Source organism: Anoxybacteroides rupiense, from assembly GCF_014196195.1.
GTDB lineage: Bacteria > Bacillota > Bacilli > Bacillales > Anoxybacillaceae > Anoxybacteroides > Anoxybacteroides rupiense.
Window position 1 is genome coordinate 35,824 of record NZ_JACIDF010000001.1, and the last position, 14,649, is coordinate 50,472.

The 14,649-nt window shown below is 41.9% G+C and carries 18 protein-coding genes; 6 read left to right on the plus strand and 12 right to left on the minus strand.

Annotated features, from left to right (window positions below):
- Window positions 1-153: 153 nt before the first annotated feature.
- Window positions 154-999: a TIGR03943 family putative permease subunit gene (locus GGQ95_RS00155; protein WP_159719749.1), complete on the minus strand. Its 846-nt coding sequence runs from the start codon at window positions 997-999 to the stop codon at window positions 154-156.
- A gap of 14 nt (window positions 1,000-1,013) precedes the next feature.
- Entirely contained in the window at window positions 1,014-2,015 is a 1,002-nt protein-coding gene (locus GGQ95_RS00160; protein WP_044743512.1) for a permease, read from the minus strand.
- Window positions 2,016-2,421: 406 nt separating this feature from the next.
- Between GGQ95_RS00160 and GGQ95_RS00165 the strand changes: the two genes are divergently transcribed.
- A complete protein-coding gene (locus GGQ95_RS00165; protein WP_080861940.1) occupies window positions 2,422-3,603 on the plus strand; it encodes a GTP-binding protein in 1,182 nt (393 codons plus the stop codon).
- Window positions 3,604-3,850: 247 nt separating this feature from the next.
- Here the strand turns inward: GGQ95_RS00165 and GGQ95_RS18180 are convergent, their stop codons facing one another.
- Window positions 3,851-3,940 carry a putative holin-like toxin gene (locus tag GGQ95_RS18180; RefSeq protein ID WP_231734645.1) on the minus strand — a complete coding sequence of 30 codons (90 nt, stop codon included), beginning with the start codon at window positions 3,938-3,940 and terminating at the stop codon, window positions 3,851-3,853.
- Window positions 3,941-4,496: 556 nt separating this feature from the next.
- On the opposite strand from GGQ95_RS18180, the gene spoVV reads away from it, so the two are divergent.
- Both spoVV and GGQ95_RS00175 read left to right on the plus strand, forming a co-directional pair.
- On the plus strand, window positions 4,497-5,699 hold the full coding sequence (spoVV, locus tag GGQ95_RS00170; protein ID WP_080861937.1) for a dipicolinic acid transporter SpoVV: 1,203 nt from the start codon (window positions 4,497-4,499) through the stop codon (window positions 5,697-5,699).
- Between the two features lie 560 nt (window positions 5,700-6,259).
- On the plus strand, window positions 6,260-6,775 hold the full coding sequence (locus GGQ95_RS00175; RefSeq protein WP_183186185.1) for a VanZ family protein: 516 nt from the start codon (window positions 6,260-6,262) through the stop codon (window positions 6,773-6,775).
- A 463-nt stretch (window positions 6,776-7,238) separates the two neighbouring features.
- On the opposite strand, the gene GGQ95_RS00180 is transcribed toward GGQ95_RS00175, so the two are convergent.
- The gene (locus GGQ95_RS00180) at window positions 7,239-8,003 is read right to left on the minus strand and encodes a DUF1189 domain-containing protein (protein WP_080861934.1); all 765 of its coding nucleotides are present in this window, start codon (window positions 8,001-8,003) and stop codon (window positions 7,239-7,241) included.
- A 507-nt stretch (window positions 8,004-8,510) separates the two neighbouring features.
- On the opposite strand from GGQ95_RS00180, the gene GGQ95_RS00185 reads away from it, so the two are divergent.
- Window positions 8,511-8,801 (plus strand): YqzG/YhdC family protein, encoded by a 291-nt coding sequence (locus GGQ95_RS00185; RefSeq protein WP_044743510.1) that lies wholly within the window; start codon window positions 8,511-8,513, stop codon window positions 8,799-8,801.
- 60 nt (window positions 8,802-8,861) lie between these two features.
- On the opposite strand, the gene GGQ95_RS18185 is transcribed toward GGQ95_RS00185, so the two are convergent.
- From GGQ95_RS18185 to GGQ95_RS00195, 3 genes are read right to left on the minus strand one after another with little or no spacing between them, the layout of a single operon-like run.
- Entirely contained in the window at window positions 8,862-9,029 is a 168-nt protein-coding gene (locus tag GGQ95_RS18185) for a hypothetical protein (RefSeq protein WP_236546418.1), read from the minus strand.
- A complete protein-coding gene (locus GGQ95_RS18190; protein WP_244963545.1) occupies window positions 9,030-9,227 on the minus strand; it encodes a hypothetical protein in 198 nt (65 codons plus the stop codon).
- A gap of 41 nt (window positions 9,228-9,268) precedes the next feature.
- Window positions 9,269-9,838 carry an RNA polymerase sigma factor gene (locus GGQ95_RS00195; RefSeq protein ID WP_080861931.1) on the minus strand — a complete coding sequence of 190 codons (570 nt, stop codon included), beginning with the start codon at window positions 9,836-9,838 and terminating at the stop codon, window positions 9,269-9,271.
- A gap of 517 nt (window positions 9,839-10,355) precedes the next feature.
- Between GGQ95_RS00195 and GGQ95_RS00200 the strand changes: the two genes are divergently transcribed.
- Both GGQ95_RS00200 and GGQ95_RS00205 read left to right on the plus strand, forming a co-directional pair.
- On the plus strand, window positions 10,356-10,838 hold the full coding sequence (locus GGQ95_RS00200) for a GyrI-like domain-containing protein (protein WP_066149267.1): 483 nt from the start codon (window positions 10,356-10,358) through the stop codon (window positions 10,836-10,838).
- An 81-nt stretch (window positions 10,839-10,919) separates the two neighbouring features.
- Entirely contained in the window at window positions 10,920-11,144 is a 225-nt protein-coding gene (locus tag GGQ95_RS00205; RefSeq protein ID WP_183186186.1) for a DUF3892 domain-containing protein, read from the plus strand.
- Window positions 11,145-11,328: 184 nt separating this feature from the next.
- On the opposite strand, the gene GGQ95_RS00210 is transcribed toward GGQ95_RS00205, so the two are convergent.
- From GGQ95_RS00210 to GGQ95_RS00230, 5 genes are all read right to left on the minus strand, one after another.
- Window positions 11,329-11,859 (minus strand): YcxB family protein, encoded by a 531-nt coding sequence (locus GGQ95_RS00210; RefSeq protein ID WP_080861929.1) that lies wholly within the window; start codon window positions 11,857-11,859, stop codon window positions 11,329-11,331.
- A 51-nt stretch (window positions 11,860-11,910) separates the two neighbouring features.
- Window positions 11,911-12,495: a nucleotidyltransferase family protein gene (locus GGQ95_RS00215; protein ID WP_244963546.1), complete on the minus strand. Its 585-nt coding sequence runs from the start codon at window positions 12,493-12,495 to the stop codon at window positions 11,911-11,913.
- Window positions 12,495-12,959, minus strand: coding sequence for a YjdJ family protein (locus GGQ95_RS00220; RefSeq protein WP_244963555.1), 465 nt, complete (start codon window positions 12,957-12,959; stop codon window positions 12,495-12,497). The genes GGQ95_RS00215 and GGQ95_RS00220 overlap by 1 nt, the downstream gene beginning before the upstream one ends.
- A 468-nt stretch (window positions 12,960-13,427) precedes the next feature.
- Complete coding sequence (locus tag GGQ95_RS00225; protein WP_183186188.1) at window positions 13,428-13,928, minus strand: GNAT family N-acetyltransferase; 501 nt, start codon at window positions 13,926-13,928, stop codon at window positions 13,428-13,430.
- Window positions 13,900-14,361, minus strand: coding sequence for a GNAT family N-acetyltransferase (locus tag GGQ95_RS00230; protein WP_236631827.1), 462 nt, complete (start codon window positions 14,359-14,361; stop codon window positions 13,900-13,902). Before GGQ95_RS00230 ends, GGQ95_RS00225 begins: the two co-directional genes overlap by 29 nt.
- Window positions 14,362-14,649: the final 288 nt, after the last annotated feature.

A 14,649-nucleotide genomic window follows, 5' to 3' on the forward strand; every position in this document is an offset into this window, starting at 1 on the left:
TTTTTCGCACTGATCGCCATCGGAGGAGCAGCCTCCTTTGTTGGCATATTAGCGGGCGGCGCGCTGATTACCTCGAGTCTAACGGAGCGGGTGATGAACGCCATCGCTTTTGTTTTGCTGTTATTCGCGCTCACGGTGTCTTTAAAATGGATATCAGTAAGGAGTGCGGTCATAAACATAAGGCTCATCCGGCTGTTGAACTTTTTTCACTGTTTTGATGTTGATACAAGGAAGGATATTTCCTTCATACGTTGTTTGGCCGATGACTCCTTTTACTTCTACCCATTCATCCGGCTTGAGCTCTTTTAGCTGTTCTCCGTTTGATAGCATTCCATAAACGGAAGCATCGGCAACACAGCAAGTAACAGCAAATCGCGCAATGACTGCTTCCCCTTTTGGAAAATCAGGTTCGCGATAGACAAATCCGGTAAGTTGAATCTCTTTCCCAATAAACTCTTGAACATGATTATGAATGATTTCCAGAGTGGCTAAATAGTTTTCATTCGTAAACTCTATCTTTTTCGCAGATTTTAACTTCTTAGCGAGCTGCTGTTTGTCAATGCTTTTTTCGGCTGGCTGCTGTTCGGTCTGTGCTGATTCGGTTAAGGATTGCGTTTGAGCATTCGCTGATGGATCGCTTTGCTTCTGCCCCCCACCCATTTGCACACCGCGCTTGGCAGCGACCGAGCTGTCCAATACTTGACTTGAAAACATTAAACCTGTGATGATGGGCACAATGAATAAAAGATAAATCATCCACGTCTTTAGAGGATGCTTATCCTTATGATGGCCGCATTCACAACCAACCGCATGATCGTGATGATCACTTCGCCAAATTTGAAAAATGCCAAGAATAAACAATACGCCCATCGCAAAATAAAGGAAAGGAAACATCTTTGGTGCAATAAATTGCTGGATTTGCCCTGTTACGATTAATTTAAACATGACTAACGCAAAGCCCACGAGCAGAACTCCCCGCAAAAAAAGCTGATTATTCAACTTCCTTCACCTCCTCATCCATGGATAAAGATTGTTTGATAGAGCCAAACAACCAAATAAACAACACATGTCAACACGAGAATAAACGCAATGACAAACCGTGTTCGAAAATAAGCAAGCAGCAGCAAGGTATTTTTCAAATCAAGCATGGCTCCATAAATAAGAAACGCTAAAATCGCGCCTGTAGAAAAGGTGTGACTAAACGAAGCAGCCACAAAAGCGTCGGCCTCCGAGCAAAGCGAGAGCAAATAAGCAAAACCCATCATCACAACAGGAGAGATGAGTTCATTGGCTCCAATTTGCAGCAATTCGTTCCGATTAAGAAACGTTTGCAATAAACTGGCTAAAAACGCGCCAATGATTAAATATTTTCCCGTGTCAAAAAATTCTTCGCTGGCATGATGCAACGTTTCTTTCCATTTATTTGTAGAATGAATATGTTCGTGCGAGGAAGAGGCTGTTGGTTTGAGCGGAGTCTTATGTTGAAAAAAGCGGTATAAAAGCAAGCCTACCAACACAGAAACGCAAAAAGCAAGGCCCACGCGAGCAAAAGCGATTTCGCTTTTTTGCTGAAACGCATAGTAGGTCGAGAGGAAAACAATCGGATTGATGATGGGCGCACTCATCAAAAATGTCATGCCAACTGCTGGCGGCATTCCTTTTTTAATCAGCCTTCTTACAATTGGAATAATCGCACACTCACAAACGGGAAAAATGATTCCGAAAAAGGCGGCAGATACAATGGCCACATACGGGTTTTTCGGAAGCCAACGCCGCAGCGTATCCTCTGAAATAAAGGTTTGAATCAAAGCGGATACAAAGACGCCTACTAAAATAAACGGAATCGCTTCTAAAACAATGCTTAAAAACATAGTATGGACAATCGCCCACTCTTTCGGCAATGTAAAATTCATATTCCCCATTCCATAAAAAAAGAATAAATATAAAAATAACAATAAAAGAACAAACGCTAGTCCATCATTGATTGTATGAGACATCTCCTTTTTCACATTCATTTCCTCCATTCATGCTCTCATTTCTTCTTAACAAATCGTAATTTTTCCTATTAACATATATACATAGATTGTCCACAAAAATATGACTATGAAATATCAATTGCTCCGTCAACATTTGTCGCCAAGTGCGCAGATGATCTGATTTCGCTAGTCGGGCGACCGTTGGAAAATTTGAATCGGTTAGCTATAAGTGTAATTTTCTCATCGTATCTCTCTATAATAAAAAACGATGAAAGCGATGAACTGATCTTGAAAAATCTATCCGATCATGGCAGCTCAAAGATAGAATGAACGATATCTATACCTCCCTTTCATTCTCGTAGTTGCTATTTTTCTTATTTTCTTGTATGATTGACGTTGTTAAAACGTAATAATTACGATTTACTAAAGGGAGGAGTTACTTATCATGAAAAAAGTGCCAGTTACTGTATTAAGCGGTTATTTAGGCTCTGGAAAAACCACCTTACTCAATCATATTTTGCATAATCGTGAAAACAAAAAAATTGCCGTTATTGTGAATGATATGAGTGAAGTGAATATCGACGCGGAATTGATTAAACAAGGGGGATTCTCCCGAACAGAAGAAAAGCTTGTTCAAATTCAAAACGGCTGTATTTGTTGTACATTGCGCGATGATTTAATGAAGGAAGTAGAAAGATTAGTAGACGCAGGGGGAATTGATTACATCGTCATTGAATCTTCAGGAATCAGCGAGCCGATTCCGGTAGCGCAAACTTTTACCTACATAGATGAAAATTTAGGAATTGATCTCACTAAAAAATGTCGTTTAGATACGATGGTCACCGTTGTCGACGCTAACCGATTTTGGAATGATTTTTCTTCTGGAGAGAGCTTGCTCGATCGCAAGCAAGCTGTCGATGATTCAGATACACGCGAAGTAGCTGATTTGTTAATCGACCAAATCGAATTTGCTAATGTCATTTTGCTTAATAAAATCGATTTAATTCATCCCGAAGAGGCAAAAGAGCTTGAAAATATGCTAAAAAAACTGAATCCGGAAGCGAAAATCATCCCTACGACATTTGGCCAAGTAGCGTTAGACGAAATTTTAAACACGCATTTATTCGATTTCGAAAGTGCCAGCCAAGCGGCCGGCTGGCTCAAAGAGTTGAATGAAGAGCATACTCCAGAAACCGAAGAATATGGCATCTCCTCTTTTGTATATCGGAGAAGACAACCTTTTCATCCGGAACGATTTATGAAATGGCTTGAGAATTGGCCAATTGAAGTGATTCGCGCCAAGGGCTTTTTTTGGCTTGCGTCAAGAAATGATGTATGCGGCCTTCTATCACAAGCGGGCACATCGATCGTGATCCAAGGAGCGGGCGAATGGGTCGCTGCTTATCCTGAAGCTGAGCGCCAACAAATTTTAATGGAGAACCCTGAACTTCTTGAAAAATGGGATCAAACATATGGCGACCGCATGACCGAGCTCGTCTTTATCGGCATCGAGATGAATCAAGAAGAAATAGAAGATTCGTTAGACCAATGTTTACTTACCGCTCAGGAAATGAGCCAGAATTGGGAAACATTTTTCGATCCCCTCCCTGCATTTGTTGGTTCCTGATAAATGAATAAAGTTCAAATCGTAATATTTACGATTTAACACCAACCGTCTCACCTGCGGCTTCGCACAAAGAGAAATTCCTTGTCATTCCGACACTTTTATGCGTATAATAAACGTATAAAGCATAAAATAAAAATAGGACATTGGCGGCAACCAATGTCCATTCAATACACAGCTGACTGCAAGACGTGCAGCGGCCGAAAACAGGCGGTTGTAACCCACCCTCACTTAAGGCGAGCAGGGTGGGTTATTTTTTGTCTCTCGCTACAGCGATAACAGCTACCATTAATGATGCAAAAGCAATCATTAGCGTCAGTGTATCGGTCACAGATATCATCAGCGGCACCTCCCTTCTCTAAGGGAGTAGGCCGCTCCCACCCTGCATATAGCTGTGCATCTTTATTATAGCATAGATTCATCAATACAGGAATATATGTTCTTGTTTTTTATTCTATTTTTCCTCTTCCCTTTCCTTCTGCTCTTTTTCCTATTTTTTTGATTGCCTCAAACGTTTTCTTATCGATCATACCATACCGTTTCTAGATGGAACGATCATTTCTGAAAACCGACGGGCAAAGGCCCATCTATGTGAACTTGCTTTTGTCAAAACGCTTTCAGGTCCATTGATGGGATTGTCAAACGGTTCATCATTTACGCGTCTGCCCCGCCGAAACATCACATCTTCAAAGATTACGTTTCATCGATAGTGAAAGTTGATCGAACGTCAAAGAGTATTTCTATCCTTTTGCCGGCGGCGGTCACTTCCACGCCCCTTTTCTAACCAAGGTTTGATGGCAGCGGACAAACACGGTGCCATCAGTTCTAATCTACTCTCATCGCAAATAAACTTTATAACAGCAACATTAGCTTATCCATTTGAGGAGGATTGAGAAGTGTCCCGTTCCCGATTCAAAACGATCGTATTAGCCTTAGCAGCTACTTTTATTGCCGTCTCCCTCGTCTCCTTCCCGCAGGAATCCGTCAATGCTTCAAAGCAGGGACTGAAAATCTGGTGGGGGACCGTCTTTCCTTCGCTGCTGCCTTTTTTTATTATCTGTGAATTGCTGATTAATTTTGGGGTTGTAAAATTTATCGGTGTTATACTTGAACCTCTCATGAAGCCCCTATTTAAGGTTCCCGGCGTCGGGGGATTTGTATGGGCGATGGGAATGGTTTCTGGCTTTCCGACAGGCGCAAGACTCACTGTACTATTGCGGCAAGAAAAACAACTCAGTAAAGTGGAGGCAGAAAGGTTGGTCTGTTTTACAAATTCATCCAGTCCACTTTTTATCATCGGTGCCGTATCCATCTCGTTTTTTCATAATGCACAGCTTGGCGCCGTCTTGATTTTATCGCATTATTTAGGAAACATATGTATTGGCCTTATGATGAGGTTTTACGGAAAGGAGCAGCCACAAGATCCAAAGGAGGCCAGAGACGAAGCACTATTGCGCAGAGCCTTTTCCGCCTTGCATACCACACGTATGAAAGAAAAAAGACCGATTGGCAAGCTGCTCGGGGATGCCGTCATCTCTTCTGTTCATACTTTATTAATGATCGGCGGTTTTATCATTTTGTTTTCTGTCATCAATAGGCTGCTATCGAGTCTACATATTACCCAGTTTTTAGGAGAACTAGTAGCATATGCGCTTCGTTTGTTCCATTTGCCAGAAGCATTGAGCACCCCTCTTATATCCGGCTTATTTGAGATCACGTTAGGCGGGCAAATGACAAGCCAAGTCCAGGGAGTCTCTTTAATGCATAAAGCCATTATTATAAGCTTTATTCTTGCTTTCAGCGGTCTTAGTGTACAAGCTCAAGTCGCCAGCCTTTTAGCACAAAGCGATATCAGCTTTAAGCCTTTTTTCATTTCTCGCATTATTCACGGATTTTTAGCAGGATTTTTTACTTTTCTTTTATGGGAACCCGTCTATCATGCCAACAGCTCGGCCCATGCTTTGCCGGTTTCCTTATTCGCTCAAGAAGGATGGTTTTACGGCAACTTTTTAACCTTAATGAATATAGGTCCTGCGCTCACCATTATTACTCTAATGATTTATATCATCATTTTTATCAAAAGAATGAAAAATGTCTAAGTGAGCAGCCGATCTCCTTGCGCCCCATCTGCAAGGGGATTTTCTTTGCAAATACCTTTTGGAAAAGAAAGTAATGGATTTTTTCCGATCTCTACAAACTTTTCATGAATCGCTCATCGTAGGCAAGGGGCAAAATGAGCTTTGTCTCCCCTTTTTAAGCAGCTGATTTTCCCGATCGAACGGGCTTGAAAACGGTTAGACAAGATAAAAACGGGCGAAGCTAAAAGAAGACCGTGAGCGGACGTGCGAGGCCAGTGACGCGAGATGAAAGCGAAATGATCTGTCTGTATTCATCTCCGACGACAGCCGGGGAGGTAGGCCTACAAACGTTTTCCTCATCTCCATCTTCCTCATTCTATAGCAGCTGCCGCGATTGACCACCAACTATTTCGGGAAATGATTGAAATAAAAACGATGATCATTTAACATGGTAATAAAGCGTACAATGCCGTTGCGCTCCAAGCACAGAAGCAGCTGAAACATAAACATATGGGTGGAAGTGATCAGCACGGTTCAAACGCTAACAAAATAAAACGATGAACTTTAGGAGTCGCAAGTGAATGAAAAAGTTTTTTTATCAAATGTTCGTATGGCTATTTTGTCTCTATTTATTTATTCTCACGAAAATGGTCTTATTTAAATATGTCTCTTGGAAAGAAATGATCTACCATTTCGACTTCAGCGCCATTCAAAACCAATGGCATTCAAGCAACTTTACTCCCCTGAAAACCATTATTTTTTATTTATTCTTTGCCGATGTCAATTTAAACATTAAAATTGAAAACTTAGCTGGAAACATTATCGGTTTTATTCCTTTCGGATGGATGCTTCCATTGCTGTCGACACGCTTTCGCAGCTTTTCTGCTACCATGCTTGCAACCTTGTGTTTAAGCTTTACATACGAAGTGATGCAGCTATTATTTGAATTAGGAAGCTTTGACATCGATGATTTAATTTTAAATACGTTAGGCGGAATACTTGGCTATAGTTTAAGCCGACTCATTCAGCCAATATGGCACCCAAAAAACATGTGGCTTAAGCAGGCCACAGCTCACCGCAAAGAGGAAAAAGTGTAACATTTTCAGCTGTCAGTTTCCGCGTAATAAATGCCGCCTGTCTATTTTTGAGACGATTTGGCAGTTGGGCCATCCCCATGCCTTCGCTCAGCCTCATCAAAAAAACATACTAAGTTTTGCAGGAGTTTTTCTTCTTTTCCATCTAGAGGCTGTGTGTGATCCTTTTCCGGAGTAATCATTTGATTGCTCATAAACAATCGTCCTTTCTGTCAAGTCTTGTCGTAACTTTACTTTACTAGAAGACAAATTTTTATGCTCTTTTTAAAATAAAAAAATGGGGGCAACAAAAAGCCAGTTACCTTTGACTTTTTATTGTCCCTGCCTTAGGCATATGTGATCATGCTTTATGATTCGTACTCATTTCTTGCCGCAGCTGATTTTTCCAGCAACAGCGCTTCTTTAACAAAGACGAAGCGCGGCTTAGCGGACGGCTCTCATCCTACACAAAAGATGATCCGATCTTCTAAAGAGCCTCTCCCGCTTGTTTTTTGGTTTGGTTAATCGCCAGCCAGCTATATACTAACGCGACGATATAATAAATCAATCCCGGTAAACGGAAATGGAACAGCTTAAAGATCAGATCAAGGATGATCGGCAAGGATAATGAATAAATGCTCAAGCTGTATAGCCGGCCAAAAGACAAGTTCGCTTTTTGTAGCTTAGAAATCATCAGATTGATAATTGCTAAAAATAAAGCGCTGAATATTTTGCCAATGAAAAAGCCGATCCAAGCAATCACCGCCACAATGGGAGCAAGCCATTTTAAATATGGCAAAAAGCCGACCAGATCTTGTTTATCAAACGTTACGCCTTGAAAATCGCGAAATAAGAAAACTTGTGTTTGCCCTCCAGCTTGCTTGCTAATCATCCGGTCCTTTAAAATCAGCACTCCCGACGAGTACGGATTTAAACGATCTTCTGTTGTTTGGCCCGTTGTATCGATAATGACAGCGCCATTTTTAGAATCATCCAACACAATCGGCATCGTTCCTTCTACATTCAACTCTCCGTTTTGAAAGGTGAATTCCGGGATTTTGCTTTCTAATGTTCCGGTAAAATGACCGATGCTTTGATTAAATTGATAGCCGACAATGATGCTATTCAGCGTGCCAAACAAAAGCGCAAATAAAAGCAAATATAAAAAAGCTTTTCCTGCGCCTTGCGCCACCATGTCCGGATAACGTCTGACATCCCCTACGCTATAGCTCAATTTTTTAAAAAAGTTCATTCCTCATGCACTCCTTCGAATTTCATAAATAGACGGCATTCGCTCCAGCTTTAAGGGACAGGAACCGTATGCTCATGTTTTCCATCAGCTGATCTCCGGTTTGAAACATAGATCACATGCTGCAACACATTCCATATTTTTTAGTTCTCAACCTCGCCGCTTATCTTCCATAATATTAACGTTCAAAACGCAAAAAGGTTTCAATCGATATTGAATTTTTTGTAATAAATGAAAAAGTTCCCTTTACAGACGAGTGAAAACGCGAATCGGACAACAGAATTTTATAAGCAGACAAGCATCTTCTTTCTTTGCCCGCACTATTAAAAACGGAGAGCGATACACATCAAACAGCTGCATCATGAACCGTCATTTTCTTTCTCCGTTTTAGAGAGGATGAATAATCTGACAAGCATCGTGCACGCTAAACATAAAAAAAGAAAGGTTTTATTATATATGAAAAACAGATGGATCACTTTATTCGCTCTCAGTGTCTGGTCAGTTGCGGGGATGGGCATCCAACCGATTGAAATCGTCCATCACGCGATCGCCCAAACCGAAATGCCACCATATGCCAAATGGGGAAGACTCGCTCTTCAAAAAACAAAGGAAAAATATCCAAACGCCCAAATCGTCGACTACCTCCATATTGGCCGCGACCAACAAGCGAATGTGACGACGGAAAAATTTAAGCTATGGCTGAGAACCAACCAGAAAGAATTTGGTGTTTTTGTCAATATCCAATTTAACACCGCAACAGAGCGAGTAATAGGCATTACCTTTCAAGAAACGCCAAGATAAATGGCGCGGTGATTTGACCGCGCCGTTTTCGGTTCACTTGATTCTTATAAATCAAATTACTCACTCGGATACTTGCAATTGTATGAGATATTTCGGTGTCAAATGTTCAGACTGAACAATCATCGCGGCTATTCCTTGATCGCTTCCCGATTCGTGCCATTCGCCTTGTTCCCAAAACACCGCCTCTCCACTTTTGACAAACACTTTTTTGCGATCCGCCCCCGTCACTCAGCCTTCCCCCTGTACAAGAAGAAACAGCTGCGGCACTGGCGCTTCATGATAGCCGACCACTCCGTTCGCTTCAATGTACATGCAGCCGATGACGGCAGATTCGGTTAGTTTCGTTATTCTCGTATAGCTCGGTAACTTGGAGTTGTATTTTGTCATGGCGGTGCCGGCTTTTTTAGCAAATGTGAATAGGTTCATCATACAAGTCCTCCCAACGTTCTCTTCGCCTTTTCGAACATTCAACAGATAGAAAGAAAATCCTGCTTCCAATCGACAATCGCTATGTTACTGCCTATTTTTCTTACGGTACTATAAAATTTCGTTTTCACTGTTGATTCCGTTAAGCCAGTGGCAGAAGCAATTTCAGCAAAAGTATATTCACCAAACAATTTAAGACGGAAAATTTGCTGGGCAGACGCTTCAAACGTATTCAACACCGCTAAAATCCGCTCAACCTCCTCCTTGTATTCCAGCTTCAATGTAAAATCTTCTTCTTGTCCTAACTCGTGATCGATCTCCGTCACAATTGGTTGCTGTTTGTAATATTTTGAACGATAGTAGTCGATCGTTTGATAAGTGGCAATCCGATATAACCACGTTCGAAATGACGCCTTTCTCTCGTCATACGAATGGATCGAACGAAGCATGCTGATAAACGCTTCCTGGGTTAGATCCATTGCTAAATCCTTGTTTAATGTCTGCCTGTAAATATAAGCATATAGATCCTTATAATAAAAACTGACAAGTTGGTTAGCGGCATCGCGATCTCCTTTTTTGACCTTGGTAATCCATTCCTTTATTTTCTCCATTGACTTCTACTCCTACTTCTTTCAAAGGCTAGCCTTTCATTCATATATTCGTCATTTATTAGAAAATAGTTTGAAAGTTTCTCCATTTTATTTCAAAAAACATAGCTGTTATGTTCTAAATGTCACTTGACATTTGCATTAATTGATAGAAAGTTTAGGTCGTGTTTCGACGATCAGGAGTCAGTACTCTAGTACGCTTTGGCGTAACAAAAGCAAGTCACCGCCTTGCCTCCCACCTCCGCTCTACTTTTGAATGAACAATAAATTCCATTTATATGTAATATAACATTTAAATAATCCCCCAGTTGTCAAAAAAACGGTCCTCCGTTCTTGTTAAACAGTCGAGCCCCCTTTTTCCCATTCAAATCTGCCATCATTTTTTGCTTCCAAAAAACGTTTTTTCTAAACAGAAAGATAGGTAGCTACACACGAACATATGTGCTATAATCAAATAGATAGTGGCCATACACAAGCAAGCCTAGAATCGTTTCTTTATCTTGAGATGGGAGGAAAATCAATGAATCACCAAATCATTGAAAAAGATCGTTTTCAAGTAGTGGGAATCAAGCGGACATTTTCGCTAGTCAATGGAGAGAATCATACAGGGATTGCTAAGATGTGGGAGGAAGTTCATCAAAACGGCACCGTTAAGTTATTATCATCACTGAACAACGGCTCATTAAAAGGCTTGATCGGTGTATGTACCGCACACAGCGATGACCAGTCAGGACAAACGATCGATTATTGGATAGCCGCAGAGTATAATGGCGAGGTGCCTAACGGGCTGTTGGCGTTAGAAATACCCGCTTCTAAATGGGGCATATTTGAGGTGCGCGGATCGATGCCGGAAGCGATACAAAAAGCATGGGAGCAAATTTTTTCAGAATGGTTGCCATCCCAGCATTACAAGCTTGCAGGCACGCCGCAATTAGAAGTATATCCGGATGACGATCCAACCAGCCCTGATTTTTATTCCGAAATATGGGTTCGTCTTCAATGAAGAGCGTTTGCTATTGAGGCTGTATGTGCATAAAATGGCTGACAAATCCCCCATACTAAAATGATAGAGGGGGTGAAAGTGATGAGTGAAAAAGTGGTAGCAGTCCGAAAAAATGGCGATGGCGATATTGTTGAGCTCAAGCTATCTTCTGGACGGATTGTCGATTACAAACAGGCACAAGTGATGGCACAAAACGGCGAGATCGAGGGTGTAAATACATTTAGAGGGAAGGACGGCGACTGGCATCTGCGTAGCAATGCCGATGGAGATCCAAGCAACAATCTCGATAACTTGCCGACATTTTAAAATGAAAACGGCCCTGTTTCGAACGGCACTTCGAATGATGAGTCATGATTTCTACGTTTGAGGTGCCGTTCGTTCTTTGGGACTTTTTAGTAAGGTTATGGAAATGATGGAGTCACTGATATAAAATCGTTGAATAGTCGGCAAGCCATTCGCTTGCCGCTGGGATATGCCCACCGATCATTGATCACTTATTTTCTGATTCAATATGCTTAAGCTTTGTGTGAAGATATGATCGAATCTCCTCTATGTTTTTCAGCTCTCGCTTTGGAATAATATAAGCGCTGACAGCACTATTATAGAGATAAAAGCTGTGCCGGTCTTCCTTGAAAGCCTTTATGCCTCCCCAGCTTACTTTTGTTTCTCCATAAGAAGTCGAGTCAACGATTCCTTCTTCTGTCATCACAAGATGATGCTCTCCTAATAACCCTTCATTATTTCCATCTTTCATCATTCTCTTTGCGCTGCGAATAATGGCTCGATCAAAGTAACTCGGATAAAAAATCACCCATAAAACCGCCACAATCGAAAATGTAATCAGCAATCCTAAAAAGGAAGCATGTCCGATTTCAGCAAATACCCAGGCAACCAAAAGAAAAAGAACGGGAGGGATAACTCGCTGAATCGCCAACGTTCTCCGGGCTGCTTTCGAATGCTTGATATGAAACAAATTAAACTGCACATAATCTTCTTCCGTTAACCGATAACGAATTTCCATGATTTTGTCTCCTTCCCTATGCTGCAATAGAAAAATCATTGTCTCGCGTTTTTAAGCATTTTTTAGCGTCACGATTGTTAGCTTGTGCCAAATGCTTGTCCACTTCTTCCTCCGCACTCGTTCTTCATACATTTGAGCCCGTTTTTTCGTTTCACAAAAATATGGAGTTGGCTTGACAAGAAGCTGACAAACATCTTCGACTCCCCAAGGTGCCGCCAAGACAACAACGCCTTTTTCATCAAGCCTTACCCCTAGAGCAGTGGCAGTTTCCGGAAATTTGGACATGGCATCGACGGAAGATAAATAAGGAGATCCGCCATTTATTGCATGCATTCGCGCCTGATTTTTCACCGACCATGGACGATCGGGGAGGAGATGGTACAGCTTCTGTTCCAGCTTCTTTTCTGCCGCTTTCTCCGTATGCTTGCGGTCAAAATAAATGACATCGATATCTGGAAGCGGCGTTCTTTCTTGAAATCCATGCAGCACATCCCAAATTTTCGCACGGACAAATCCGGCACACACCCACCAATCGGGCAAATTCAGCGACTGTACGGCTTGCAATGTTTCCATCATCCACTCGTCCTTCTGAATCCTTTGGATGATATCACGTTCGTTTTTCATCACGGTATCCATTATTTTAGCTCCTCACCTCGCCAACACTTTGCCCGAAGCACAGACAAAAGAGCCATTGCTGCACTTCCGGCACCCGCAGTCATAAAAAGCATTGTAAAATAATGCCCACCGATCGTCGGGGAATCGGCTACCATCGCCCCCAGTATCCAAAATAGCAGACTGCCGGCATAAAACAAGCGAAATCTTTTGTTGCTTCTCCGGCATAGCCAATACCCTGTTAGCATCACTATATAAATAATGCTCAATGCCATAAGCAAAGGAAAAGCAGGCTTGAATTTAGCAGCATAAATAAAATGATCGAGCTGTGAAATATCGCTGCTATTGGTGATGGAACCATGGAGCATCTGTGAAAAAAAAGCAGAATACTTCCACTCCCATGGGTTAGACCTTATTTCGCTTCCTTCGTACCAAGAAGCAAGAGTGGAAAAAACAAACACAAAAAAGGCGAGAATATACTGAATCATCCAGCTCACTGCCTTGTTCCCCCCTTGTAAATGGAAATAGGTCGCTATTGCATCCATTACCATTTAAGCATATATACGGGAAAATAAACAAGATATTTCGATTCATACCACCTCATAAACAAGCTCCTATGTCACAATCGCAAACGTTCCATTCGAATCTCCATAAGAAATCATTACGATTCACATAAGATCCAACGTTTCGCCTAACACGCTATGTCCGATGCTACTCAAATTTTCCAAGAATAAAAAACGTAATAGAATCTCGATTAGTGCTACAGTAAAAAAAGAAAATTAGCCTCCCCAATGCCCCTTAACTCACCAAGTACTTATTGATCGCTAGCTGCTCTGTCTTGTTTATGTATGCGGTAGTAACGGAGCGTTAAAATGACATCATCAAAATCAAGATAAGCCCTCTCCGTTTTCTGAATCCCTGCTTGCGTTTTGGTTACGTGAAAAGGGAGTGTTCACCTACAGAAGCTTCTCCATATAATATTCATCGACATATTGCCCGTCGATTTTCAGCGAATGGCGTTTGATTCCCTCCTGAACAAATCCCATTTTTTTATAGAGAGAAATCGCGGGGACATTGTCTGTCACAACTGTCAGCTCCAAACGATGGATCCCTTTTGTCCTCGTCCAGCGCTCCAATTCTGTAAATAGCATCGTGCCAATTCCTTTTCCCCGATAGGAAGCATGCAAACCGACAACGATATATACAGTATGACGATTGCGCTTAGCACGTCCGCCTCTTGCCACTAAATAACCGATGAGCTCCCCTTCTTCTGTCTCCGCCAAAAAAATCGCGGCATTTTCTTCATGCTCGATCGCCTCAAGCTGGCGGCGCTGCTCTTTAACCGTAAGCGGCCGTTCCCCCGCTTCAAACAACAAATAGGCTGATTCGCGCTCTACTTGCAAAATCAACGCTGTTAATCGTTCGGCATCATCCACCTTTGCCTGCCGAATGTTCACTCCCATCCCCTCCTTCTAAATAGATCTGTGCCAAATTCGCGCTGCGATAACGAGCGAACGCCGTCTTTGCTTTACGAAATCCTGATTGAATATAAAACGGTTCGTTTCCTATCGTCGAAATAAGATGAATGCATGAAATGGCGTCAAGCTGTTCGAGCAGATCTTTCATGATCGCTTTTCCAATACCTTTACCTTGATAATCGCGGTGAACGACGACATCATAAATCGCCGCATTGAATACGCCGTCTGACAGAGCGCGGCCAAATCCAACCAGACGGCCGGAGCAAAAAGCAAGCGCTACTATATGACTCGCTTGAAAAACTCGTTGAATGATTGGCCCTGTATGCTTAACCCAGCCAACAGATTCATAGATTTCTCTCATCTTTGTCCAATTCGCATTTGCGATATCACGCACAATCTGAACATGTTCCATTATTCTCTTACTCCTTGTCCTTACTTGAAGCTCTCTAACTTTCTTTTCATGCCTTTCAATGTCCGGTTTTGCATCCATATACTAACAATGAGAAGCACTAATATTCCCGAAACCATAAGCGTAGAAGCAAACGAAAGGAGCGAGCACTAGATATGCGGCGTCAAATCTCCATTCATAGGAACCCTCCTTTTTCATCGCCTTCTGCTTTCCAGAATATTCTACATCATTTGCCAATTTCCTTCCGGTTTGTATTGCATTTTCTCACAAATCTCCGTATGATGGTAAATC